This window comes from Pseudomonas arvensis (assembly GCF_056688935.1).
The window spans coordinates 4,869,983-4,891,004 of record NZ_CP162038.1; the positions used below are offsets into that span (position 1 = coordinate 4,869,983).

Here is a 21,022-nt window from a genome sequence, read left to right on the forward strand (position 1 = left end):
GGAAAGCGCAGCTTTGAGCGCTTTCCACACTGCCTGAATCACCCGAGATTCCCCATCATGACCGACACCCTCCCCGACACCGCCGTACTCGATGCTGCCTTGCAAATGGTCGACGTGTGGAACCGTCTCAGCGCGGACAAACAAGCCGTGCTGCTCAAGCGCTTCGGCACCCAGGAAAACGCCTTGGCGGCCCTGGTCACCACCCAATTACTGGCGCCTGCCAAAACCTGACGTCTTTTTGATCTGACGTTTTTGCGTTTTACCGCCCTGCGCACGCCAAAGCCCCGGTATCATTAGCAGCCTATCTTTACCTGCTGCGACAGTGGACCTCTCCCCATGCCAGATACCCAGCGCCCCATGGCGGTCACGCTGCAAGTTGTTTCCATCGTGTTGTTCACCTTTATCGGCTACCTGAATATTGGCATTCCCCTGGCCGTGTTGCCGGGCTATGTCCACAGTGAGCTGGGCTATGGCGCGGTGATCGCAGGGCTGGTGATCAGCGTGCAATACCTGGCCACCCTGCTGAGCCGTCCTTACACCGGCAAAATCATCGATAACCTGGGCAGCAAGCGCGCCGTGCTGATCGGCCTGGCGGGCTGCGGCCTGAGTGGCGTGTTCATGCTGCTCGCAGCGTGGTTTTCAAACCTGCCGGCCGTCAGCCTGGGCAGCTTGCTTGTCGGTCGATTGGTACTGGGCAGCGCGGAAAGCCTGGTGGGCTCGGGCGCCATCGGCTGGGGCATCGGCCGGGTAGGCGCAGCGAATACGGCCAAGGTCATCTCCTGGAACGGCATTGCCAGCTATGGCGCGCTGGCCGTTGGCGCGCCGCTGGGCGTGGTACTGGTGAAGAGTTTCGGCCTGTGGAGCATGGGCGTCAGCATTATCCTGCTGGCCATCGTCGGCCTGCTGCTGGCCTGGAACAAGGTCGCCGCGCCGATTGTGGCCGGCGTGCGCCTGCCGTTCATGAACGTGCTGGGCCGCGTACTGCCCCACGGCTGCGCGTTGGCCTTGGGTTCTATCGGCTTTGGCACCATCGCCACCTTTATCACGTTGTATTACACCACGCAGCACTGGGATAACGCGGTGTGGGCCCTGAGCCTGTTCGGCGCCAGCTTCATCGGTGCACGGTTGTTGTTCGGCAATTTGATCAACCGCATCGGCGGCTTTCGCGTGGCGATTGCCTGCCTGTCAGTAGAGATTCTCGGCTTGCTGTTGCTGTGGCTGGCGCCGGACGCCAACCTGGCCCTGGCTGGCGCCGCATTGAGCGGCTTTGGCTTTTCCCTGGTGTTCCCGGCGCTTGGCGTGGAGGCCGTCAACCTGGTGCCGGCCTCCAGCCGAGGCTCCGCCGTGGGGGCCTACTCGTTGTTTATTGACTTGTCGCTGGGCATCACCGGCCCATTGGCCGGGGCTGTGGCGGCTGGCTTCGGCTTTGCCTCGATCTTCCTGTTCGCCGCTCTCGCCGCCCTCGTCGGCTTGCTGCTGAGCGTGTACCTGTACCGACAGGCACCCAAGGCCCGCGAGGCACGTGGCGACTGACTAAAAGTCGACCTTGCCGCGCCCGGCCTTGATGCTGCCGCGCTTGGTCTTGGATTCGAGACGGCGTTTTTTCGAGCCCAGGGTCGGCTTGGTCGGACGGCGCTTCTTCTCCACCTTGGTGGCGCTGAGGATCAACTCCACCAGGCGCTCGAGCGCGTCGGCGCGGTTCTGTTCCTGGGTGCGGTATTGCTGGGCCTTGAGGATCAGCACCCCTTCGCTGGTGATGCGGCTGTCGCGCAGCGCCAGCAAGCGCTCCTTGTAGAAGTCCGGCAACGACGACGCCGGAATATCAAAACGCAGGTGCACCGCGCTCGACACCTTGTTGACGTTCTGCCCACCCGCCCCCTGGGCGCGAATGGCGGTCAACTCGATCTCGGCGTCGGGCAGGTGGACGTTATTGGAAATTACCAGCATCAATCAAAAACCTTAGGCAACGGACACGCCCAATTCGGACAACATCAACAAGGACGCATGAACATGAAAACACTACTGATCACTTTGCTCGGCACCTTATCACTCATTCAAACATCACTGTCCTTTGCAGATAATGCCAATGGCAAAAACCTCTATTCACAGCGATGCGCCATGTGCCACGGGCCAGACCTCAAGGCCACGGGGCCGTTGGCGAAGAAAAGCAACCCGCCTACACCCGACCTTACAACGCCCGCCTTCAAAAAACGGCTGGCGGCTTATCCGGGCGTTATTGTTTCTTCGGTCATACTTCGCCCGAATGGAGATTTGATCCCGAAAACGCTGCGCGAAAACGGTGTGCAGGTCGCGCCGCATGCCTGGACCGTCAAGGACTTTCGCGATTTGAATGAATACATGAGCGGCGTGATTTCAAAAAATTGACGACTTGAAAACTCAAAAACCCCGCGTCCTGAGTTCCCGATAGAGGAATACAGGACGCCGGGTTTTCTGTGGACGTGCATCTGTTTACTTCAACGCAGCACTCGCTGTGTTCAACGCGGCTTCAGCACTGCGCTTGTTCTTGAGCCAGTAACACACCGCCATAAACGCCACCCACACCGGGATCGCGTACACCGACACCTGGATCCCCGGAATCATCAGCATGATCACCAGGATAAACACCACAAACGCGAGGCAAACGAAGTTGCCGTACGGGTACCACAGCGCCTTGAACAGCGGCACCTGACCGGTGCGGTTCATGTGCTGGCGGAACTTGAAGTGGGAGAAGCTGATCATCGCCCAGTTGATCACCAGCGTGGCCACCACCAGGGACATCAGCAGTTCCAGCGCGTGTTGCGGGATGAAGTAGTTCATCAGCACCGCCACCAGTGTCACTGCCGCCGAGGCGAGGATGGAGCGCACCGGCACGCCGCGTTTATCAATCTTGGCCAGGGCCTTGGGCGCGTCGCCCTGCTCGGCCATGCCCAGCAGCATGCGGCTGTTGCAGTAGGTGCCGCTGTTGTAGACCGACAACGCTGCAGTCAGGACCACAAAGTTGAGGATGTGTGCAGCGGTGTTGCTGCCCAGCATCGAAAACACCTGCACGAACGGGCTGCCGCTATAGGCATCGCCGGACGCATTGAGGGTCGCCAGCAGGCTGTCCCACGGCGTCAGCGACAACAGCACCACCAGGGCGCCGATGTAGAAGATCAGGATGCGGTAGATCACCTGGTTGATGGCCTTGGGGATCACGGTGCGTGGCTGGTCGGCTTCGGCGGCGGTGAAGCCGAGCATTTCCAGGCCACCGAAGGAAAACATGATGATCGCCATGGCCATCACCAAACCGCCCACGCCATGGGGGAAGAAGCCGCCGTGCTCCCACAGGTTACTCACCGAGGCCTGCGGGCCGCCGCTGCCGCTGACCAGCAGGTAGCTGCCCAGTGCGATCATGCCGACGATGGCCACGACCTTGATGATGGCGAACCAGAACTCAGCTTCACCGAAGACTTTGACGTTGGCCAGGTTGATCAAGTTGATCAATACGAAGAACGCCGCCGCCGAGACCCAGGTCGGGATCTCCGGCCACCAGTAGTGCACGTACTTGCCCACGGCGGTCAGCTCGGACATGCCCACCAGGATGTACAGAATCCAGCAGTTCCAACCCGACAGGAAGCCGGCGAAACCGCCCCAGTACTTGTGGGCAAAGTGGCTGAAGGAACCGGCGACCGGCTCTTCGACGATCATTTCGCCGAGCTGGCGCATGATCATGAAGGCGATGAAGCCGCAGATTGCATAACCCAGGATCATCGACGGGCCGGCGGACTTGAGCACCCCGGCCGAGCCGAGGAACAAGCCTGTGCCGATGGCGCCACCGAGGGCGATCAACTGGATATGCCGATTTTTCAGGCCGCGTTTCAGCTCGCCTGAAGGGGAATGGGGTCCACTCATGAAAAGGGTCTCACGCAAGGTTTGAGGATATTGAATGCAGGTTGCTGCCTGGAATCTCGACTCAAGCAGCGCCGCTCAAACCCCAGCGCAGGCACCAGGAGTACAGCGTCTTTCTAATGGTCATGCGTCACCTGTTTGTTTTTATCTGTGACGAAATCGAACCCGCCAGGCTCGTGGCCGGGCGGAGTGATCGGGGTCGGCAAACCCCAAGGTCTTGGCCTTTTGCGGGTTACGCAAAGGGGGTCACAGTAAAACGCGGCGCATTGTACACCGCTCGACAGCTTACGCCCGCCCCCGAACGGTGCATGCGACGATCTGTCAGGGATTCCTTACAGCTTCGAGTCGCCCAATAACGCCACCGTTTAGTCGTAAACTAATCGTTACATCGCGGAAAACCTGCGTTACAGCTGTCATCTTTGGGAAAATTGGCGATCAGAAGTTTCCGTCAACAAGAGGCTGCCAGCTCACTGTTTTTCCTCAGAAAAAATGCGTGCTAAAAAAACAGAAGAAAAAATCCAAATGAAACCGTGTCAATAAATATTTTGCATTAAGTAACAGCCTCTCCTAGGTTCATTCCACTTGCCAGCGAAGCCCGTTGGCAGGCCGTACTCAAACACCGTCCTCTAGGAGATACACCATGCAAGTACTGGAAAACGACCTGGAAACCGAACTGCAACTCGACGACTGGTTTGAAGCACCGACCCACGAGGCCGCCGTTGAAATGATGCAAGCCGATGCCGTGGTGCCGTTCGGCACCGCGATGTGGCCGTTCTAACCGGCAGGCATCCGGCAGGTGCTGTGCACGGCGCCTGCCCCCTTTCCCAAGGCACACAAGGACACGCGTCATGGACAAGGCCCGCGCCGTCGAACACTTTCTCTACTACCTCGCCCACCACCCGGCTCTCAGCGGCCTGAACTGCCCCACCGTGCTGCTGGGCCATACCGAGCGTTACGACGCCATCGCCCAGGCCATCTCCCACCGCAGCGCCGCCCGCTTCAACTTCCAGGTACAGCGCCTGGACCTGACCGCCAGCGATACCTTGGCCCACTCCATCGAAACCTGTGACCTGTACCTGTTTCTCTACGATTCCTCGACCCTGCCAAACCCACGCGCCGAAGGCCCGGACTTTATCCGCGCCTTGCAGGGTGTAATGGCTGAGCACTGGAAGAAGTCCCTGCTGTTCAAGGATTACGGCGATTACTTCTACGACACCTTCAGCGTGGAGCCGCAGCGTATTGCCGATCTCAACGCCACGCTGATCCGGCGCATGGGCCAGGCCAATGTGCTCAGCTTTACCGACAAACATGGCTCGCGCCTTGAGGCGCCACTGAGCAGCATCAAGAAGTGGACCAATATCAACGGCGTCGGTAACCACGACCTGGCCCCCGGCGAGATCGCCACCCACAGCGAAGCCATCAACGGCCAGGTTCGGTTTGTCGGCACTTTTCTCAGCACCATCCCGTTTGCGCGCAAATACGGCGTGCTGCAATCGCCGCTGGAGTTGTGGATCGAGAACTCGACCGTCTGCAGCGTCGCCAGCGATGTGCCGGGGCTGGTGGATGATTTCAATAAGTACCTGAACGCCAACCCGTCGAACCGGCGTGTGGAAGAACTGGGGATTGGTACCAATGAAGGCGTGAAGGACCTGTATGCACGCAATGCCGGGTTTGAGGAGCGCCATTGCGGCTTGCACCTGGGCCTGGGCGGCGGGCAGAAAGGCAGCCATCACCTGGATCTGATCTTTGCCAGCGGGATATTGGCACTCGACGACAAGCCGGTGTTTGATGGCACTTTCGCGTTTTAGAAGGACATCAGGATGACTAGGCCCCCTGTGGGAGCCGGGCTTGCCCGCAATTGAATGCATTTCAAATCCAGATCTAAAAAAAACGCCAACCCGAGGGTTGGCGTTTTTGCGCAGCGCTTAGCGCATCACTGCGGCTTCTTGCGCCCAAAACCCGGACGCTGACCCGAACCCGCCGGAGCGCCACGGCGCTTGCCCGATGGCTCGTCGGCCACCAGTTTCGGGCCGGGGCGCTTGTTCGCCGCCGGCTTGGCTGGGCGCTTGGTGCTGGCGTTGTCGGCAGGGCGATCTGCCTCGCCACGGTTGCTGCGACCACCGGCCGGCGCAGGACGCGGGGTACGCGGTGCGCGCTCGCCTTCCTGACGCGATGGGGCCGTTGGGCGGCGCTCACCTTCGATGTGCGGCTGACGGGAGATACGCCCACCAGTCGCCGGGGCATCCAGTGCCGGGCGTACGGTACGCGCCACACGCTCGGTACGGGCCACAGGACGCGACGATTTACGCTGCATACGCTCAAGCTTGTCTTTGCTCTTGGCGTTCATCTGCGGCATGGCGACCGGCGTCAGGCCCACTTCGGCGCTGAGGATGTCGACTTCGTACTGGCTCATTTCGCGCCAGCGGCCCATCGGCAGGTCGGAGTTCAGGAACACCGGACCGAAACGCACGCGCTTCAGGCGGCTGACCACCAGGCCCTGGGACTCCCACAGGCGACGTACTTCACGGTTACGGCCTTCCATCACCACGCAGTGGTACCAGTGGTTGAAACCTTCGCCACCTGGAGCCTGCTTGATATCGGTGAACTTGGCCGGGCCGTCTTCCAGCACGACGCCGGCTTTCAAGCGCTCGATCATCTCGTCATCGACTTCGCCACGGACACGTACCGCGTATTCACGGTCCATCTCGTAAGACGGGTGCATCAGGCGGTTGGCCAATTCACCGTCGGTGGTGAACATCAGCAAGCCGGTGGTGTTGATGTCGAGGCGACCGATGTTGATCCAGCGGCCTTCTTTAGGCTTGGGCATCTTGTCAAACACGGTCGGACGGCCTTCAGGGTCGTCACGGGTGCAGATCTCGCCATCGGGCTTGTTGTACATGATCACGCGGCGCACCGATTCGGCGGCCTCTTCACGCTTGATGACCTTGCCATCAATGGTGATTGCATCGTGCAGGTCGACGCGCTGGCCAAGCGTGGCCTCGACGCCGTTGACCTTGATGCGCTTCTGGGTGATCCAGGCTTCGACGTCGCGGCGCGAGCCCACGCCGATACGCGCCAGCACCTTTTGCAGTTTTTCACCTGCTGGGCCGATTTCCTGGCTGTCGTTCTGGTCGTTGTCGTTCATCTTAAGCACCTCCCGGTGGGTCGATTCAGGCGTGGCCTGAAGAGTGTTGAAAGCGGGGCTTTGGCCGAATAGGTCGGCAAAGGGTCGCGAATCATACGCTCATGGTGAGCGTTGCGCATCAGAGACTAGTCGATATGCGCCAAGTCATTTGTTTTTCCGCCGGCCGGTGGCGCCCAAAGCACCAGAGCACCAGAGAACCAATGTGGGAGGGGGCTTGCCCCCGATTGCGGTGTGTCAGGATCAAATGTACTGACTGAACCACCGCCATCGGGGGCAAGCCCCCTCCCACATGGGCCCGTGTCAGTCTTCGAACTGGCGGCGTTCGTTTTCGATGGCCTCTGCCAGTGCCCGGGCCTCGTCTTCCTCATCGCTCAGCGGCGGCTGTTCGAGGGCGGCGACGGCGGCCAGGAGTTTCTCGCGGGCATCGGCGACGCCGAGGATGTCTTCCTCCGAATCCACTTCAGGCGCAACTTCAACGTTCATTTCTGCTTCCGGCTCCGCCACCCCATCACGCAGCAGATCGTCAAAGTCGGTCTTGATGCCCTGCTCCATGTCGTCCAGTTCCAGCAACAACGTGTGGAAACTGGTTTCGTCCTTGGGCTCTTCCGGCTCGGCACTGGCATCGGCCAGTTCCTGCAGGCTTGCCGGCACCGGGGCGTCGTCGAAGTCCAGCACCGGCTCGGCTTCCATCTCGCGCAATTCGGCCAGCGGCGGCAGGTCGTCGAGGTTTTTCAGGTTGAAGTGGTCGAGGAATACCTTGGTGGTGGCGAACATCGCCGGTTTGCCCGGCACGTCGCGGTAGCCGACGATGCGGATCCACTCGCGCTCCAGCAACGTCTTGACGATATGGCTGTTGACCGCCACGCCCCGCACATCCTCAATCTCGCCACGAGTGATCGGCTGGCGATAGGCGATCAGTGCCATGGTCTCCAGCATCGCCCGTGAATAACGCTGCGGGCGCTCTTCCCACAGACGGCCGACCCACGGGGAAAATTTCTCACGGATTTGCAGGCGATAACCCGACGCCACTTCGCGCAGTTCAAAGGCGCGGCCTTCACAGGACTTGCGCAAAATCTCCAGCGCCTTTTTGAACACCGGCGGTTCGGGGCGCTCGGCCTCTTCGAAGAGTTCGAACAGGCGCTCCAGGGATTGCGGTTTGCCCGAGGCCAGGAGAAAGGCCTCCAGCAGGGGCGCCAGTTCGCGGGGTTCAGTCAGATTCATCGATTCAGCTCTTTATTCGGCTCGCGCCCGCACGTGGATAGCCGCAAAAGGCTCATTCTGGACCAGCTCGACCAAGGACTCCTTGACCAATTCCAACACCGCCATAAAGGTCACCACCACCCCAAGGCGCCCTTCTTCCTTGGTGAACAGCTCGACAAACGGCACAAACCCACCGCCCTTCAGGCGCTCCAGCACATCACTCATGCGCTCGCGGGTGGACAGCGCCTCACGGCTGACCTGGTGGTGTTCAAACATATCGCCACGGCGCAGCACTTCAGCCATGGACATCAGCAATTCTTCCAGGCTCACGTCTGGCAACAGTTTGCGCGCGCGGGCTTCGGGAGCATCCAGCTTGGGCACCACCACGTCGCGGCCCACGCGGCTCAGACCGTCGATGCCTTCGGCGGCGGCCTTGAAGCGTTCGTACTCTTGCAGACGGCGGATCAGTTCGGCACGTGGGTCGTCTTCTTCGGCTTCGACCGTCTCCGAACGCGGCAGCAACATGCGCGACTTGATCTCGGCCAGCATGGCGGCCATTACCAGGTACTCGGCGGCCAGTTCCAGGCGCACCGACTGCATCAGCTCGACATACCCCATGTACTGGCGGGTGATTTCCGCCACCGGGATGTCGAGAATGTTGATGTTCTGCTTGCGGATCAGGTACAGCAACAAGTCCAGCGGGCCTTCGAAGGCGTCAAGGAAGACCTCCAGCGCGTCCGGCGGGATGTACAGATCCAGGGGCATTTCCAGCACGGCCTGGCCGTACACCATGGCAAACGGCAGTTCCTGCTGGGCGCCTGCCTGAGGGTCGACGGTTTCCACTGACGACATTCAGGCCTCGACCATAAAGGGCGCCGGATCACCACAACCCACACGGATCACTTCTGGATCGCCATTGGCCAGGTTGATCACGGTGGAGGCTTTGCCGCCGCCGACGCCGCCATCGATGATCAGGTCCACCTGCTTTTCCAGCCGTTGGCGCATTTCGTACGGGTCTTCCAGGGGTTCGGTGTCGCCGGGCATGATCAACGACACACTCATCAGCGGCTCACCCAACTCAGCCAGCAACGCCAGGGCAATCGGGTGCTCCGGCACACGCAGGCCGATGGTGCGCTTCTTCGGATGCAACAGCAGGCGCGGCACTTCGCGGGTGGCGTTGAGAATGAAGGTGTACGGGCCCGGCGTGTGCGCCTTGAGCAGGCGGAAAGTGCCGGTGTCGACCTTGGCGAACAGGCCCAGTTGGGACAAGTCGCTGCAGATCAGCGCGAAGTTGTGCTTGTCGTCCAATTGACGCAAACGGCGCACACGTTCGACCGCGCCCTTGTCGCCGATCTGGCAACCGATGGCGTAGGACGAATCCGTTGGGTAGATCACCACGCCGCCGGCGCGAATGATCTCCACGGCCTGTTTAATCAGGCGTGCCTGGGGGTTTTCCGGATGAATCTGGAAGAATTGACTCACGGGTTCTACCTGTTCAGACGGTGGCAATAATGGGGTCATGCTTGAATCGCCCCCACAAAAGCGGCAAATCTTCCGGGACCGCGCGGTACTCGCCGATCTCGGACCAGCCGCCTGGGCCATGAAAATCACTGCCGGCACTGACCAGCAGACCAAATTCGCGGGCAAGAATCGCCAGGCTGCCGACCTGCTCGGCGGGTTGATGCCCGTTGACCACTTCGATCGCGTGGCCGCCCGCTCCAATATAGTCGCTGATCAGCTTGCGACGCTTGCTGCGCGTGAAATCGTAATGCCAGGGATGCGCCAGGCTGACCCAGGCCCCGGAGGCCCGCAGGGTCTCGACGGTGTCCTCAAGGGTCGGCCAATGTTGCTTCACATCACCCAACTTGCCAGCCCCCAGCCATTTGCGGAAGGCTTCAGCGCGGTCTTTGACAAAACCTTCACGCACCATCCAGTCGGCAAAGTGCGGACGGGCCGGTGCATTGCCACTGTCACCCAGTTCCTGCTGGATGGCGCGGGCGCCGTCGAGGGCATTGGGCATGCCTTTGAGGGCCAATTTGCGGCTTATTTCTTCGGACCGCAGCCAGCGGCCGTCGTGCAATTGCGCGATAGCCTCCACCAGCGGCGGGGCTTTCTGATCGAAGCCGTAGCCGAGCACGTGAATGGTCGCGCCGCCCCAGGTGCAGGACAATTCCACGCCGTTGACCAACTGCATGCCCAACGAATGGGCGGTTACACGCGCTTCGTCGAGGCCTTCGAGGGTGTCGTGGTCGGTCAACGCCAGGACTCGCACGCCTTTTTCAAACGCACGCGCAACCAGTACCGCGGGCGCCAGGGCGCCGTCGGAGGCCGTGCTGTGGCAGTGCAAATCAACATTCACGGGAGTGTGTAACCTCAAGTCAGCTGGCGCTTTCGCAACCAAGGATGTTTGTTATTATGCCGCCACATCCAGCTTCTGGCTCTTACTGTGAAACAATTCATCGACTTCATCCCGCTGTTGCTGTTCTTCATCGTTTACAAACTCGACCCTCGGGTCGTCGATCTGGCCGGCCATGAGCTCACTGTCGGCGGCATCTACAGCGCCACTGCCGTGCTGATCATCAGCTCTGTCGTGGTCTACGGCGCGATTTTCATCTCCCAGCGCAAACTGGAAAAAAGCCAATGGCTGACCCTGGTCGCGTGCCTGGTTTTCGGCAGCCTGACCCTGGCTTTTCACAGCGAAACCTTCCTTAAATGGAAAGCCCCGGTGGTGAACTGGCTGTTTGCCCTGGCGTTTATCGGCAGCCACTTCATCGGCGACCGCCTGCTGATCAAGCGGATCATGGGCCACGCGCTGACCCTGCCGGAACCGGTCTGGGTACGCCTGAACGTGGCCTGGATCGTGTTTTTTATCTTCTGCGGCGCGGCCAACCTGTTCGTGGCCTTTACCTTCCAGCAATACTGGGTCGACTTCAAAGTGTTCGGCAGCCTGGGCATGACCGTGTTGTTCCTGGTCGCCCAGGGCATTTACCTGTCGCGCCACCTGCATGACGCCGAGCCCACCACGCCGAAAACCGAGGACTGACATGCTCTACGCAATCATTGCCACTGACGTTGCCAACTCGCTGGAAAAACGCCTGTCCGTGCGCCCGGCCCACGTCGAGCGCCTCAAGCAGCTGCAAGCCGAAGGCCGCATCGTACTGGCCGGCCCGCACCCGGCCGTGGACAGCAACGATCCGGGCGACGCCGGTTTCACCGGTAGCCTGATTGTCGCCGAGTTCGCCTCCCTGGCCGATGCCCAGGCTTGGGCCAAGGCTGATCCTTATGTCGCGGCCGGCGTTTACGCCGATGTCGTGATCAAGCCGTTCAAGCAAGTCCTGCCGTGACCCGTGCTGCGCCGGACACATTGCGTTCGGCGCGCTGCTAATTGCTCATTATTCTCGGTAACCGGCCGACAACAGTCTGAATATTCGTGTGGAATCAGGAGTTCCGATGCGCTTACGTCAGTTGTGTCTGTTGGCAGTGTTAACGATCGGGGCTACGGCCCATGCTGAAGAAACCTCGAACACCGGCAGTTCCACGCCGCTGTCCTTGAGTGCCGGCAGCCAGATCAGCGAGTTGCAGCAACGTTTGAAAGAAAGCGAGCGCCAGCGTGAAGAACTGAACAAGCAACTGCAAAACGCGGATGCTGCCCGCGAAAGCGCTCAATTGAGTCGCCTTCGTCAAGAGAACCAAAAGCTGGCCCAGCAACTCAAAGATTCACAGGGCGGTGCCTTGACCCGATGGCTGACCGAGCAACAGCAATGGTTTGTCACCGGCGGGGCCGTCGCACTGATCGCCTTGCTGTGCGGGATCTTCGCCAGCGGTGGGCACCGTCGCCGTCGACAATGGCTAAATTGAGTGAGTCATGAGCGAGCTGTTACTGATAGATGATGACCAGGAGCTCTGTGAGCTGCTGACCAGTTGGTTGAGCCAGGAAGGCTTCCAGGTGCATGCCTGTCACGACGGTTTGAGCGCGCGCAAGGCCTTGGCCGACAGCGCTCCGGCCGCCGTGGTGCTCGACGTGATGCTGCCCGACGGCAGTGGCCTGGAGCTGCTCAAGCAATTGCGCAACGATCACCCTGAATTGCCGGTGCTGATGCTTTCGGCACGGGGCGAACCGTTGGACCGCATCCTCGGCCTGGAACTGGGCGCCGACGATTACCTCGCCAAACCCTGCGACCCACGGGAGCTGACCGCCCGCCTGCGCGCCGTATTGCGCCGCAGCCACCCGGCCGCCGTGTCCAGCCAGCTTGAGCTGGGCGACCTGTGCTTCAGCCCGGTACGCGGCGTGGTCAGTATCGATGAACAGGAATTCACCCTCACCGTCTCCGAAAGCCGCCTGCTGGAAGCTTTGCTGCGCCAGCCCGGCGAGCCGCTGGACAAGCAGGAACTGGCGCAGATCGCCCTGGGCCGCAAGCTGACCCTGTACGACCGCAGCCTGGACATGCACGTGAGCAACCTGCGCAAAAAAATCGGCCCGCACCCGGATGGCCGGCCACGGATCGTGGCGTTGCGCAGTCGTGGCTATTACTACAGCCTCTAAGCAAGCCCCATGTGTAGCAGCTGCCGAGCGCAAGCGAGGCTGCGTTGGGGTCTCGGTGATCGCGGGGTGTCAATACGTACGCTACACATGCCCATCGCAGGCAAGCCCGCTCCCACTATTTACCTCTGCGCTCGCGAACCTTTTGTCAGCTCGCATCAAACCCCTCTTTACCCAAGCTTTACGCTCCCCTGACCGCCGCTGACCTTGCTCTGGGTAATCTACTCACATCCGGACTCACCGGAATAGAGACAGGAGAATCACCATGCGCAAGACCCTTATCGCTTTGATGTTCGCCGCAGCCCTGCCAACCGTTGCCATGGCCGCGATGCCCGATGGCCCAAGCCCGATGGGCGGTCCTGAAGGCCACATGATGGGCGGCCCGGGCCACGGCGGTGAACACGGTCCGCGTGGCAAAGGCGGCCCCTTCAGCCAGCTGGACCTGAGCAAGGAACAGCGCCAGCAGATCGGCAAGCTGATGGGCGACCAATGGCACGCTCGCAAAGACCTGACCCAAAAGTACCTGGACAAACTCCCGGCCGCTGACCAGAAAGCCATGCAGGATGAAATCGCCGCCGGCAAGCAGAAGACCCAGGCCGATATCCGGGCCGTGCTCAAGCCTGACCAGCAGAAACAGTTCGACGAGATCATCAAGAAGCAGGAACAGCGCCGCGCCGAATGGAAGGAATTCCAGGCCTGGAAAGCGCAACAGCCGCAAAAAGCGCAATAATGCTCCCGCGTTAACGCTCCCAGCCCAGTGGCCCCCGCCACTGGGCTTTTCCTGTTTGAGGGTTTCCTGTGCGTTCATTGTTCTGGCGCATCCTGGCCAGTTTCTGGCTGGCCATCGCCTTGGTTGCCGGGTTGTCGATCCTGCTTGGGCATATGCTCAATCAAGATGCCTGGATTCTCAGCCGCCACCCCGGCCTCAAAAACCTGGCGCAAGAGTGGACCCAACTCTACGAAACCCAGGGCGAAGACGCTGCCCAGGAATTGCTGCAACAGCGCAAGCGCCAGTACCACATCGATGTGCAAGTGCTGAACGAAAGCGGCGAGCCCGTGGTGCGTGGCACCTTCCCGCGCCGCGCCGCCGCCTTTGAAGCACGGCAAAACGACAGCAAGGAAGGCCACCTGCCCTGGCGCCGCCTGACCGCCGAGTACACCAGCGAGAAAACCGGCGACACGTACTTGCTGATCTACCGCATCGCCCACCCCGAGCTCGACGAATGGCACCGCAGCAGCCTCACGTGGCCATTGAGCGCCCTAGCGATTGCCCTGGTGGTGCTGACCCTGTTCAGCCTGTTCGTCACCCTATCCATCACCCGCCCGCTGAGCCGGCTGCGCGGTGCGGTGCATGACCTTGGCCAGGCCACCTACCAGCAAAACAGCCTGGCGCGCCTGGCCAACCGCCGTGATGAGTTCGGCGTACTCGCCACCGACTTCAACCGCATGGGTGCACGCCTGCAAAGCCTGATCGGCAGTCAACGCCAATTACTGCGCGACGTGTCCCACGAACTGCGCTCGCCCCTGGCGCGCCTGCGGATAGCCTTGGCCCTGGCCGAACGCGCCAGCCCCGAAGAGCGGGAAAAACTCTGGCCTCGCCTGACCCGCGAATGCGACCGCCTGGAGGCCTTGATCAGCGAGATCCTGGTATTGGCCCGCGTCGATGCCGATAACGCCAGCGCCGAAGACGTCGACCTCAATCCCCTGCTCAAGACCCTGCAAAAAGACGCCCAGCTCAGCGCGCCCGACCAGGTGGTGCAACTGACCAGCGAAAACGACCTGCACCTCAAGGGCTGGCCGACCATGATCGAACGCGCCGTCGACAACCTGCTGCGCAATGCCCAACGGTTCAACCCGCCAGGCGAGGCCATCGAATTGCGGGCGCAGCGCCACGACGAACGAATCCTGATCAGCGTGCGCGACCATGGCCCCGGCGTGGACGCCGAGCACCTCAGCCAACTGGGCGAGCCGTTCTACCGCGCGCCCGGCCAGACCGCCCAAGGCCACGGCCTGGGCCTGGCGATTGCGCGGCGTGCAGCCGAACGCCATGGCGGCAGCCTGATTCTGGCCAATCACCCCGGCGGTGGCTTTATCGCCAGCATCGACCTGCCGTTGGAACCTGGGGTTGTCACACCGGTGTGATGTTCTTTTATAGTGGCCCTTCTCTTACGGAGGGCCTTTGATGACTGACCTGCTGACTCCCATCCAAGCCGCACTCGATCTGCCCCAGACACCGCTGACCCTGACCGAGGCTGGCGCCCTGCCCTCGATTTTCGCCGTTACCGAACTGGCCAGCGCCAGCATCGGCGCCGCCGGACAGGCCGTCGCCCGATTGATCCAACAACAGACCGGACGTTTGCCCAGCGTGAATGTCGACCGCCGCCTCGCGTCGTTCTGGTTCTCTTCCTCAATTCGCCCGCTGGGCTGGCAAGTGCCGCCACTGTGGGACCCGGTGGCCGGCGACTACGCCAGCGCCGATGGCTGGATCCGCCTGCACACCAACGCGCCCCATCACCGTGCCGCCGCCGAACAGGTGCTGGGCAACGTCGCAGATCGCGCCGAGATGGCAGCCAAAGTCTCAACGTGGAATGCCGCAGAGCTGGAACAGGCGATTGTCGATGCCGGTGGTTGCGCGGCGCAGATGCGCACGTGGCAGGCCTGGCAAATCCATCCGCAGGGGTTGGCGGTGAATGCTGAAGCGCTGATACAGCGCCAGACCTTCGACACCAGCCGTGACACGCCCTGGCTCGGCTCGGTCGCCCGTCCGCTGGCCGGCATCAAGGTGCTCGACCTGACCCGCGTACTGGCCGGTCCCGTGGCCAGCCGCTTTCTGGCGGGCCTGGGCGCCAATGTAGTGCGAATCGACTCGCCCACCTGGAACGAGCCCGGCGTGGTGCCGGAAATGACCCTCGGCAAACGCTGCGCCCGACTGGACCTCAAAAACCCCGAAGACCGGCAGATTTTCGAAAGCCTGCTCAAGGACGCCGACATCCTGTTGCACGGTTACCGCGCCGATGCCCTGGAACAACTGGGCTACTCCCCAAGTGCACTGCAAACCCTCGCCCCCGGCCTGATCGACGTAAGCCTCAACGCCTACGGCTGGAGCGGCCCATGGCGCAACCGCCGAGGCTTCGACAGCCTGGTGCAGATGAGCAGCGGCATCGCCGACGCGGGCATGGCCTGGAAACAAGCGGATAAACCGGTGCCGCTGCCCTTGCAGGCCCTGGACCACGCCACCGGGTATTTGATGGCGGCCAGCGCGATCCAGGCCTTGAGCGAGCGTTTGGAATCCGGCCGTGGTGGGGCGGCGCGGTTGTCCTTGGCGCGCACGGCAACGTTGTTGGTAGAAGCGGGACAAGCGCCGGAGCAACCAGCGTTGCGGGCCGAAGAGCCGTGTGATCAAGGCCTGCTCGTGGAACAGCCCCCCTGGGGCCAGGCCCACCGGTTGCTCCCCCCGCTGACCATCAGCGGTACGCCATTGCAGTGGGATTTGCCGGCCGGGGAATTAGGCTCGCACCGAGCACAGTGGTGATCTGGCGGCCGCTATCGGGGGCAAGTCGAACCGTCGCACCGCCCCTCCCACATGTGACTGTGTTCACAAATCAAAATGTGGGAGGGAGCTTGCTCCCGATGGGGCCAGTACAGCCAACCCATTTATAACGATAGAACCCCGCTGTACAGCCCATACGCCGCCAGCCCGGCACCGGCGATCACGCAACTGAAAATGCCTTTCTCCATGTGAGTAAACAACGGCCGCCCCTGCTCACGCTTGGCCAGGGCAAACAGGATCACGCCCGGCGCATAGAGCAGCGCCGACAGCAGCAAATACTTCAAACCCCCGGCGTAGAGCAGCCATACCGCGTAACTCAGGGCAATCACGCCCACCAACAGATCCTTGAATCGCTGACGCTGGGCACCTTCATAGGTTTCGCCGCGCCCGCTCAACAGCACCGCGTAGGCCGCCGACCACAGGTACGGCACCAGGATCATCGACGAAGCCAGGTAAATCAGCGTGGTGTAAGTGCTGTGGGAAAACAGCGTGATCACCAGAAAGACCTGAATCATCACATTGGTCAGCCACAGCGCATTGACCGGCACCTGGTTGGCGTTTTCTTTCTTCAGGAACGCAGGCATGGTCTTGTCCTGGGCAGTCGCGTAGAGGATTTCCGCGCAGAGCAGCGCCCACGACAGCAATGCGCCCAACAGCGACACCGCCAGGCCGAGGCTGATCAGCATCGCGCCCCAAGGCCCGACGATATGCTCCAGCACGCCCGCCAGGGAGGGATTTTGCAGGTTGGCCAGTTCCGGTTGGCTCATGATCCCAAGGGACAGCACATTCACCAGCACCAGCAGCGCCAGCACGCCAAGAAAACCGATCACCGTGGCCCGGCCCACGTCCGAGCGTTTCTCGGCCCGCGCCGAATAGACGCTGGCGCCTTCAATGCCGATAAACACAAACACCGTGACCAGCATCATGTTGCGCACCTGGTCCACCACGCTGCCGAGCTGCGGGTTGCCCAGGCCCCAGATATCACGGCTGAAGATATCGGCCTTGAACGCCACCGCTGCGATCACGATAAACATCAGCAGCGGCACGATCTTCGCCACAGTGGTGATCTGGTTGATGAACGCCGCCTCTTTGATCCCGCGCATCACCAGAAAATGCACGGCCCACAGCAGCACCGAGGCACAGCCGATGGCCACCGGCGTATTGCCCTGGCCGAACACCGGAAAAAAGTAGCCCAGGGTGCTGAACAGCAACACGAAGTAACCGACGTTGCCCATCCACGCGCTGATCCAATAACCCCAGGCCGACGAGAACCCCATGTAATCGCCAAAACCGGCCTTGGCGTAGGCATACACCCCGGAATCCAACTCGGGTTTGCGATTGGCCAGGGTCTGGAACACAAACGCCAAGGTGAGCATGCCGACGGCAGTGATTGCCCAGCCGATCAGGACGGCACCGACCTCGGCACGGGCGGCCATGTTTTGCGGCAGGGAGAAGATCCCCCCGCCAATCATAGAACCCACCACCAAGGCGATCAGGGCGCTGAGTCGAAGTTTCTGGGCCGGTTGGGACATGAACGCTCCTGAAGAATTAACAGTTTTAGCTGACCACCGTGCACTCCACTAATTAACTCAGCGAGTGTAGCGTTTATTAGAGACAGCGATAAAACTGGCACACTCATAACCTAATGGCATGTCAACTCAACGCTATTCAGGCTTATTTATATTTTAAATACTGCATCACCTTTAACCTTTATAGCGAATACGTGAAGCGCCGCCGAAAAGTTTGCACATCCGCAAAAACGGTCTAGCTTCAAACGTCCATAGCACTGGCTAAATAATTAATTCCAATGGCGTAACCGCTCTGCACAGCGTGTTTCCGAGGATTCTTATCGCCCACGAGTTCCCACCCTAAGTCATTAATTCACAATGGAATGTGCCAATGAAGTGATCTGAGTCAGCTGTTTGATTAGCACACGGAATTATTCTGTGGTCTCTCTTCTCCCGCATTGGAGTTATGCAATGTCTGAATCTCCGGGAAAACTTCGATTAGGCGCATTGGTTGCACTTGTCGTGGGTTCGATGATTGGCGGTGGGATCTTCTCCCTGCCGCAAAACATGGCCGCCAGCGCCGACGTCGGTGCGGTATTGATCGGTTGGGTGATTACTGCCATTGGCATGTTGACCCTCGCGTTCGTATTCCAGACCCTGGCCAACCGCAAGCCCAACCTCGATGGCGGCGTCTACGCCTACGCCAAGGCCGGCTTCGGTGATTACATGGGTTTCTCGTCGGCCTGGGGTTACTGGATCAGCGCCTGGCTGGGCAACGTCGGCTACTTCGTGCTGCTGTTCAGCACCCTCGGTTACTTCTTTCCGGTCTTTGGCGAAGGCAACACCCCCGCGGCCGTGATTGGCGCTTCGGTGTTGCTGTGGGCCGTGCATTTCCTGGTGCTGCGCGGGATCAAGGAAGCGGCGTTCATCAACCTGGTGACCACCGTCGCCAAGGTCGTGCCGCTGGTGCTGTTCGTGTTGATCGCGCTGTTTGCGTTCAAGCTGGAGATCTTCACCGCTGACATCTGGGGCGTGAAAAACCCGGACCTGGGCAGCGTGATGAACCAGGTGCGCAACATGATGCTGGTCACCGTGTGGGTGTTCATCGGCATCGAAGGCGCGAGCATCTTCTCGTCCCGTGCGGAAAAACGCTCCGACGTGGGCAAGGCCACTGTGATCGGCTTTATCACCGTGCTGCTGTTTTTGATGCTGGTGAATGTGTTGTCCCTCGGCATCATGACCCAACCGGAACTGGCCAAGTTGCAGAACCCGTCGATGGCTGCGGTGCTGGAGCATGTGGTCGGCCATTGGGGCGCGGTGTTGATCAGCGTCGGCTTGATCATCTCGCTGCTGGGGGCGTTGCTGTCGTGGGTGCTGCTGTGTGCGGAGATCATGTTCGCCGCCGCCAAGGACCACACCATGCCGGAGTTCCTGCGCAAGGAGAACGCCAACCACGTGCCGGTCAATGCGCTGTGGCTGACCAATGCCATGGTGCAACTGTTCCTGATCATCACCCTGTTTTCCGCCAGCACTTACCTGTCGCTGATCTACCTCGCCACCTCGATGATCCTGGTGCCCTACCTGTGGTCGGCGGCCTACGCGCTGCTGCTGGCGGTGCGCGGCGAGACCTACGAAAACGCCCTTAAAGAGCGCAGGAAAGACCTGTTCATCGGCGCCGTCGCGCTGATCTACGCGGTGTGGCTGCTCTATGCCGGCGGCACCAAATACCTGCTGCTCTCCGCCCTGCTCTATGCCCCCGGCGCAATCCTGTTCGCCAAGGCCAAGCGTGAGTTGGGCAAACCGATTTTCACCAACGTCGAGAAGCTGATTTTCGCCGCGGTAGTCATTGGCGCCCTGGTGGCGGCCTATGGCCTCTACGACGGCTTCCTGACTCTGTAATTGTTGCTCCTTGGAGGATCTGTAATGACCACGGAAAAAGTGAAGTACGGCGTACATTCCGAAGCCGGCAAACTGCGCAAAGTCATGGTGTGCTCCCCAGGCTTGGCCCACCAGCGGCTGACCCCCAACAACTGCGATGAACTGCTGTTCGATGACGTGTTGTGGGTGGCCCAGGCCAAGCGCGACCATTTCGACTTCGTGACCAAGATGCGCGAGCGGGATATTGATGTGCTGGAAATGCACAACCTGCTGACCGACATAGTTGCCAACCCTGAGGCCCTGGACTGGATCCTGGAACGCAAGATCACCGCCAACACCGTGGGCCTGGGCCTGGTCGAGGAAGTCGGCTCGTGGCTGCGCAGCCTGGAGCCGCGCAAGATCGCCGAGTACCTGATCGGCGGCGTATCGGCCGATGACCTGCCGAGCAGCTTCGGTGGCAAGACCATCGAGATGTTCCGCGATTTCCTCGGCCACGCCAGTTTCATTCTGCCGCCGTTGCCCAACACCCAGTTCACCCGCGACACCACCTGCTGGATCTACGGCGGCGTGACGCTCAACCCGATGTACTGGCCGGCGCGACGCCAGGAAACCCTGCTGACCAGCGCCATCTACAAATTCCACCCTGAATTCACCAACGCCGACTTCCAGATCTGGTACGGCGACCCCGACCAGGAACACGGTGCCGCTACGCTGGAAGGCGGCGACGTGATGCCGATTGGCAATGGCGTGGTGTTGATCGGCATGGGTGAGCGGTCGTCCCACCAGGCCATCGGCCAACTGGCGCGCAATCTGTTCAAGAACAAGGCCGTGGAAAAAGTCATTGTGGCCGGCCTGCCCAAATCCCGCGCCGCAATGCACCTGGATACCGTGTTCAGCTTCTGCGACCGCGACCTGGTCACCGTCTTCCCCGAAGTGGTCAACCAGATCGTGCCGTTCACCCTGCGCCCTGACGAAAGCAAGCCACACGGCATCGACATCCAACGGGAGAAAACCAACTTCCTGGAAACCGTCGCCGCAGCGCTCAACCTCAAGGCGCTACGTGTCGTCGAGACCGGCGGCAACAGCTTCGCCGCCGAACGCGAGCAATGGGATGACGGTAACAACGTGGTGGCTGTGGAACCCGGCGTGGTGATCGGCTACGACCGCAACACCTACACCAACACCCTGCTGCGCAAGGCCGGTGTGGAAGTCATCACCATCAGTGCCGGTGAACTCGGCCGGGGCCGTGGCGGTGGCCACTGCATGACCTGCCCGATCATCCGCGACCCTATCGACTATTAAGGAGATTCCAT

Annotated in this window: 22 protein-coding genes; 14 read left to right on the forward strand and 8 right to left on the reverse strand. The window is 60.9% G+C overall.

What is annotated here, in order from left to right; all coding sequences use genetic code 11:
* The first annotated feature begins 57 nt into the window (after positions 1 to 57).
* Together AB3G88_RS22050 and AB3G88_RS22055 are read left to right on the forward strand one after the other, a co-directional pair.
* Positions 58 to 231 carry a hypothetical protein gene (locus AB3G88_RS22050; RefSeq protein ID WP_178117069.1) on the forward strand — a complete coding sequence of 58 codons (174 nt, stop codon included), beginning with the start codon at positions 58 to 60 and terminating at the stop codon, positions 229 to 231.
* A 105-nt stretch (positions 232 to 336) separates the two neighbouring features.
* On the forward strand, positions 337 to 1,533 hold the full coding sequence (locus AB3G88_RS22055; protein WP_480451660.1) for an MFS transporter: 1,197 nt from the start codon (positions 337 to 339) through the stop codon (positions 1,531 to 1,533).
* Here the strand turns inward: AB3G88_RS22055 and arfB are convergent, their stop codons facing one another.
* Positions 1,534 to 1,947, reverse strand: a complete 414-nt coding sequence (gene arfB, locus AB3G88_RS22060) for an alternative ribosome rescue aminoacyl-tRNA hydrolase ArfB (RefSeq protein WP_088426440.1) — start codon at positions 1,945 to 1,947, stop codon at positions 1,534 to 1,536. It abuts the gene before it with no gap.
* Positions 1,948 to 2,010: 63 nt separating this feature from the next.
* Here arfB and AB3G88_RS22065 point away from each other — a divergent pair, with 63 nt between their 5' ends.
* Entirely contained in the window at positions 2,011 to 2,385 is a 375-nt protein-coding gene (locus tag AB3G88_RS22065; RefSeq protein ID WP_099585459.1) for a c-type cytochrome, read from the forward strand.
* 84 nt (positions 2,386 to 2,469) lie between these two features.
* Here AB3G88_RS22065 and AB3G88_RS22070 read toward each other — a convergent pair whose 3' ends face one another.
* Entirely contained in the window at positions 2,470 to 3,891 is a 1,422-nt protein-coding gene (locus tag AB3G88_RS22070) for an amino acid permease (RefSeq protein ID WP_112196580.1), read from the reverse strand.
* A 637-nt stretch (positions 3,892 to 4,528) separates the two neighbouring features.
* On the opposite strand from AB3G88_RS22070, the gene AB3G88_RS22075 reads away from it, so the two are divergent.
* Positions 4,529 to 4,666 carry a hypothetical protein gene (locus AB3G88_RS22075; protein WP_034100099.1) on the forward strand — a complete coding sequence of 46 codons (138 nt, stop codon included), beginning with the start codon at positions 4,529 to 4,531 and terminating at the stop codon, positions 4,664 to 4,666.
* 70 nt (positions 4,667 to 4,736) lie between these two features.
* Positions 4,737 to 5,696 (forward strand): M29 family metallopeptidase, encoded by a 960-nt coding sequence (locus tag AB3G88_RS22080; protein WP_480451663.1) that lies wholly within the window; start codon positions 4,737 to 4,739, stop codon positions 5,694 to 5,696.
* A gap of 125 nt (positions 5,697 to 5,821) precedes the next feature.
* Here AB3G88_RS22080 and rluB read toward each other — a convergent pair whose 3' ends face one another.
* The 5 genes from rluB to AB3G88_RS22105 all read right to left on the reverse strand — a co-directional run bounded on the left by rluB (position 5,822) and on the right by AB3G88_RS22105 (position 10,592).
* On the reverse strand, positions 5,822 to 7,033 hold the full coding sequence (rluB, locus tag AB3G88_RS22085) for a 23S rRNA pseudouridine(2605) synthase RluB (RefSeq protein ID WP_480451665.1): 1,212 nt from the start codon (positions 7,031 to 7,033) through the stop codon (positions 5,822 to 5,824).
* A gap of 300 nt (positions 7,034 to 7,333) precedes the next feature.
* Entirely contained in the window at positions 7,334 to 8,254 is a 921-nt protein-coding gene (gene scpB / locus AB3G88_RS22090) for an SMC-Scp complex subunit ScpB (RefSeq protein WP_480451667.1), read from the reverse strand.
* Positions 8,255 to 8,266: 12 nt separating this feature from the next.
* The gene (locus AB3G88_RS22095; RefSeq protein WP_174244890.1) at positions 8,267 to 8,965 is read right to left on the reverse strand and encodes a segregation and condensation protein A; all 699 of its coding nucleotides are present in this window, start codon (positions 8,963 to 8,965) and stop codon (positions 8,267 to 8,269) included.
* Between the two features lie 120 nt (positions 8,966 to 9,085).
* Entirely contained in the window at positions 9,086 to 9,715 is a 630-nt protein-coding gene (locus AB3G88_RS22100) for an L-threonylcarbamoyladenylate synthase (RefSeq protein WP_480451669.1), read from the reverse strand.
* 13 nt (positions 9,716 to 9,728) lie between these two features.
* On the reverse strand, positions 9,729 to 10,592 hold the full coding sequence (locus tag AB3G88_RS22105) for a PHP domain-containing protein (protein ID WP_099585466.1): 864 nt from the start codon (positions 10,590 to 10,592) through the stop codon (positions 9,729 to 9,731).
* An 87-nt stretch (positions 10,593 to 10,679) separates the two neighbouring features.
* On the opposite strand from AB3G88_RS22105, the gene AB3G88_RS22110 reads away from it, so the two are divergent.
* The 7 genes from AB3G88_RS22110 to AB3G88_RS22140 all read left to right on the forward strand — a co-directional run bounded on the left by AB3G88_RS22110 (position 10,680) and on the right by AB3G88_RS22140 (position 16,305).
* The gene (locus AB3G88_RS22110; RefSeq protein ID WP_112196584.1) at positions 10,680 to 11,276 is read left to right on the forward strand and encodes a septation protein A; all 597 of its coding nucleotides are present in this window, start codon (positions 10,680 to 10,682) and stop codon (positions 11,274 to 11,276) included.
* A 1-nt stretch (position 11,277) separates the two neighbouring features.
* Complete coding sequence (locus AB3G88_RS22115) at positions 11,278 to 11,577, forward strand: YciI family protein (RefSeq protein ID WP_015885584.1); 300 nt, start codon at positions 11,278 to 11,280, stop codon at positions 11,575 to 11,577.
* 106 nt (positions 11,578 to 11,683) lie between these two features.
* The gene (locus AB3G88_RS22120; protein ID WP_099585468.1) at positions 11,684 to 12,091 is read left to right on the forward strand and encodes an SH3 domain-containing protein; all 408 of its coding nucleotides are present in this window, start codon (positions 11,684 to 11,686) and stop codon (positions 12,089 to 12,091) included.
* 7 nt (positions 12,092 to 12,098) lie between these two features.
* Positions 12,099 to 12,776 carry a response regulator transcription factor gene (locus AB3G88_RS22125; protein ID WP_099585469.1) on the forward strand — a complete coding sequence of 226 codons (678 nt, stop codon included), beginning with the start codon at positions 12,099 to 12,101 and terminating at the stop codon, positions 12,774 to 12,776.
* A 262-nt stretch (positions 12,777 to 13,038) separates the two neighbouring features.
* Positions 13,039 to 13,503, forward strand: a complete 465-nt coding sequence (locus AB3G88_RS22130) for a Spy/CpxP family protein refolding chaperone (protein ID WP_480451673.1) — start codon at positions 13,039 to 13,041, stop codon at positions 13,501 to 13,503.
* A 68-nt stretch (positions 13,504 to 13,571) separates the two neighbouring features.
* Positions 13,572 to 14,915, forward strand: coding sequence for a sensor histidine kinase (locus AB3G88_RS22135; protein WP_158877812.1), 1,344 nt, complete (start codon positions 13,572 to 13,574; stop codon positions 14,913 to 14,915).
* A gap of 40 nt (positions 14,916 to 14,955) precedes the next feature.
* Positions 14,956 to 16,305, forward strand: coding sequence for a CoA transferase (locus tag AB3G88_RS22140; protein WP_480451675.1), 1,350 nt, complete (start codon positions 14,956 to 14,958; stop codon positions 16,303 to 16,305).
* A gap of 122 nt (positions 16,306 to 16,427) precedes the next feature.
* On the opposite strand, the gene arcD (AB3G88_RS22145) is transcribed toward AB3G88_RS22140, so the two are convergent.
* Positions 16,428 to 17,855 carry an arginine-ornithine antiporter gene (arcD, locus tag AB3G88_RS22145; RefSeq protein WP_480451677.1) on the reverse strand — a complete coding sequence of 476 codons (1,428 nt, stop codon included), beginning with the start codon at positions 17,853 to 17,855 and terminating at the stop codon, positions 16,428 to 16,430.
* A 447-nt stretch (positions 17,856 to 18,302) separates the two neighbouring features.
* On the opposite strand from arcD (AB3G88_RS22145), the gene arcD (AB3G88_RS22150) reads away from it, so the two are divergent.
* Positions 18,303 to 19,730 (forward strand): arginine-ornithine antiporter, encoded by a 1,428-nt coding sequence (gene arcD / locus AB3G88_RS22150; protein WP_099585474.1) that lies wholly within the window; start codon positions 18,303 to 18,305, stop codon positions 19,728 to 19,730.
* Positions 19,731 to 19,754: 24 nt separating this feature from the next.
* Positions 19,755 to 21,011: an arginine deiminase gene (gene arcA, locus AB3G88_RS22155; protein ID WP_112196589.1), complete on the forward strand. Its 1,257-nt coding sequence runs from the start codon at positions 19,755 to 19,757 to the stop codon at positions 21,009 to 21,011.
* Positions 21,012 to 21,022: the final 11 nt, after the last annotated feature.